The 3,568-nt window shown below is 64.4% G+C and carries 3 protein-coding genes; all 3 read right to left on the reverse strand.

Going from position 1 to position 3,568, the window contains the following annotated elements:
• On the reverse strand, nucleotides 1-898 hold an 898-nt coding region (locus EN750_RS23960), incomplete at its 3' end, for a strictosidine synthase (RefSeq protein WP_127397845.1).
• On the reverse strand, nucleotides 898-3,012 hold the full coding sequence (locus EN750_RS23965) for an SMP-30/gluconolactonase/LRE family protein (RefSeq protein ID WP_127397847.1): 2,115 nt from the start codon (nucleotides 3,010-3,012) through the stop codon (nucleotides 898-900). The genes EN750_RS23965 and EN750_RS23960, both read right to left, overlap by 1 nt.
• A gap of 13 nt (nucleotides 3,013-3,025) precedes the next feature.
• A partial coding sequence (locus tag EN750_RS23970; protein ID WP_145967867.1) for a substrate-binding domain-containing protein occupies nucleotides 3,026-3,568 on the reverse strand: 543 nt, incomplete at its 5' end.

Consider the following 3,568-nt stretch of genomic DNA (forward strand, 5'->3'; position numbering starts at 1 on the left):
GCTTCAGCACGCCCATCTGCCGGACCGAGCCCTGGCTCAGCGGCTGGTCCGGCCGCGCCGATCCGGCGAGTTCCGGCCCGATCCATTCGCCGGGATCGATCGTCGCCATCATCTCGCGGCGATAATCGTCCTCGCGCAGCACCAGTTCGAGAAGCTGGCGGCGCGGCGCGAACAGCGCCATCCAGAAGCCGCCATAGGAAGCGGGCGACAGGCGTGACGGATAGGCCGGCAGATCTTCCACGATCGCCACCGGATGGGGGGATTTCCGATCGAGGGCGACGATACGATGGCGCCAGCTTTCGCTGATCGCCAGACGGCCGTTGCCGAGCATGACCGCGCCGTTGGGAAATGCCAATCCGGCTGCAAGCTCACGCTGGGAGCCGCTGTCCGGATCGATGGCGAGCACGACGCCGCTGCTGCCGCCCTCCATCAGATCGCGCTTCCAGTCGCGCGCCGGATGCTTGCGCGAGCCGACACACAGGTAGAGCGAGCCATCCACGGTAAAGAGCCCGGCGGTGAGGCAGGACGCCACGCCGCCTGGCAAGCCGATGCGCCTCCAGGTGCCCGGCTGCCCGATTTGCAGGCCTTCACCCTCGATGCCGACGGCAAGGCGGCCATCGGGCGCGGATGCGACAAAGCTGATCGGCGCCGCGAACTCCGCTATTGCGACCGCCGAAGCGCCCGCTCTCCCAAGGTCGATCCGAAAGAGCGTGTTGCCGCTGCTGCACAGCAGTCTCGCTGGCGACGCAACGAGATTGTCGATGGCGGGAAGCGACAGCAGCCGCTCCGCCTCTTCCAGGCGGTTGTCCGGTTTGAAGACGCCGTCCATGGCCGGCACGCTGATGCCGGCATCATCAGCCGAAAACAGCCGGCGGACGAACGTGCCTAACCCCGCCATCAGCGCATCCCCCAGTAATCGTCATGCGCCGTCCATTGCGGATCGGCGCCTTCGATGCGAACGCGGCCGATGCGGTTGTTGGAGACGCCGCCCAGATAGAGCCAGCCCTTGTGCTCGCAGGTCGAGGTGATCGAGGGATGGTTTTCGCCGGCCTCGTCCCACAACGCGTCGATGATCTCGCCGGTTTCCGACACGCGCAGCACGCAGCCGCGATTGATGTTGGGGAACAGCCATTCGTCGGCGGCGATCCGCTTGGCCATGCGGCGGCGAAAACCCGGCTTGCGCATGGCGAGATCGAAGGTTCTGGTGCGCATGCCGAGCAGCGCGATCCAGTAGGTTCCGTCGGAGCCGCGGTTGAGATTGTCGGGATAGCCCGGCAAATTGTCGAGGAAGATTTCACGCTTGCCCTTGTCCGGTCCGTCGAACCAGTAGCGGCTGATGCGGCACGCCCATGTCTCGGCAAAGAGCAGCGACTGGCCGTCGCGGCAAATGGTGACGCCGTTGGGAAAGATCAGGCCGCGCAATATGGTGCGGGTCGAGCCGGTCCTCGGATCATGGCAGATCAGCCGGCCGTTGCCCCTGCCCTCCAGCGCATCGACCGCCCATTCAGACATCTCGTAGCGGATCGTCGCTTCACTGAAGAAGATGCGCCCGTCCGGCGCGATGTCGAGATCGTCGGGAAGCCTCAGCCGCGAATCGTCGATCACCGACAGCAGGCTGCGATTGGTTTCGTCGGTGACTTTCGCCACCGTCCCGTCCGGCGAGACGCGGTAGACGCCCATGCCGCCGACGCAGGTGAGCAGGTCGCCATTCGGCGCGAAGGCCAGCCCCAGCGGATGACCGCCGATACGGGCGAAGACCTCGCTGCGCGCATAGTCGGGCGCGAGGAAACGGACGATCGTACCGTGCCGCGTACCGGTATAGAGATTGTCGTCGCGGTCGAGGACGACGTCCTCGGGACCTTCGACCGCGCCAAGCCCTATGAGCTCCGCCGCGCCAAGCCTGTCATTGACGGCAAGCACGTCGGTTCCGGTCGGCGGCGTCAAATTCGGCAGCTTCAGATAGGTCGGCGAGACATAGACTTTGCTCAACAGCTTGCCGCGGTTCTTCACCCATTTGGCGTCGAACAGCACGGCGGCGATCAGCACCAGACCGAGGATCAGCTGGTTGACCGAGCCGGGCATCGACAGGCGGATGAGGCCGCTGGTCAGGATCAGCACCAGGATGGAGCCGATCACCGCATTGCCGACCGAACCGCGGCCGCCACCCAGCGAAACGCCGCCAAGCACCACGGCGGTCAATACGGAAATCTCCAGCCCTATGCCGGTGTCGGCGCCGGTGCTGCCGAGCCGGGCGGAAAACAGAAAGGCAGCGATCGCGGTCAGCAGGCCCGATGCGACATAGGCGAGGCAAACCGTCAGCTTGACGTTGATGCCGGCATTGTAGGCGGAGCGGCGCGCACCGCCGACGGCGCGCAACCGCCATCCTGGCCTTAGCCTTGACAGGACGATATGCGCGCCAAGGGCGATGACGGCGAAAATGGCGAAGGAGACGGGCAGGCCGTAGAAGGTGCCGAAGCCGATCAGGTCCCAGGTCGGGGAGACCGGTATCGAGCCGACGATCGCGCTGGCAAGCCGGGGAAAGATGATGTCGTAGAGCGCCCGGTAGATGACCAGTGTCACCAGAGTGGTTATGAAGGCGCGCAGCCTGAGATAGCCGATCAGCACCCCGTTGAGCAGCCCGCAGACGAGGCCCGTGGCTAGCGTCGCGATCAATGCCACGCCGACCGGCAGGCCGGCAACGTTCATCGATACCAGGGCGGCAAGCACGCATAGCGCGAACATCGAGCCGACCGAGAGGTCGATGCCGCCCGAGAGGATGACGATGGTGAGCGCCAGTGCGATCAGGCCGAATTCCGACACCTGGCGGGCGAGATCGGTAAGGTTGCCGACCGAGAAATAGCCAGGGATGATCCACGTCATGACGAGGATCGTGACCACCAGCGCCAATGCCGGAATGACGTTGTCGATCCAGCTCTTGGTCAGCAATTCGCCGAACAGGCGGTCCGGCAAAAGCCGGTACCGCAGCCGTGAAAGCGCATCGCTGGTGGCCATAAGTCAGGATTCCCTACTTCAGATCGTCCAGCGTCCAGCAATTGCGCTGGTTGACGTTGGCCTTGGTGATCTGCGTCAGAGGATTGAAATAGAGCGTCTTGGTCTCGCCGGCGGTACCGTCGGAGAGCAGCAGCCTTGCGATCTCCGCATTCAGGATTTCGCCCTGCAGCGGCACGTTGTAGCTGATGTAGAGATTGAACAGGCCCTTCTCGACATTCTCGCAGCCGACCCTGTTGCCGCCGCCGCTTGTGACGAGGAAGACCTGGTCGCCCTTGCCGGCCTGCTGGATCGCAGACGCCGTGCCGGTGTCCTGATTGTCCCAGATGCCGATGGCGCCGCAAAGATCCGGATGCTGTTGCAGCACGGTCTCCATGATCGAGCGCGCCTTTTCCGGATTGTATTCGGTGGCCTGCTGCGAAACGACCTGGATGTCGGGATGCTGGTTCAAGACACGGTAGATGCCGTCGAGTTGGAACACGTCGGATGCCGCCGTCGGCACGCCGGTGTCGATAGCGACCTTGGTCGAAGCACCCTTGCCGGGGCTGCATTTGTCGAC

The organism is Mesorhizobium sp. M7A.F.Ca.ET.027.03.2.1, assembly GCF_003999175.1.
Classification (GTDB): Bacteria; Pseudomonadota; Alphaproteobacteria; order Rhizobiales; family Rhizobiaceae; genus Mesorhizobium.

Coding starts and splice junctions, on each gene's coding strand:
- EN750_RS23965 (WP_127397847.1), bottom strand. CDS start 3,012: ATGGCCACCAGCGATGCGCTTTCACGGCTGCGGTACCGGCTTTTGCCG.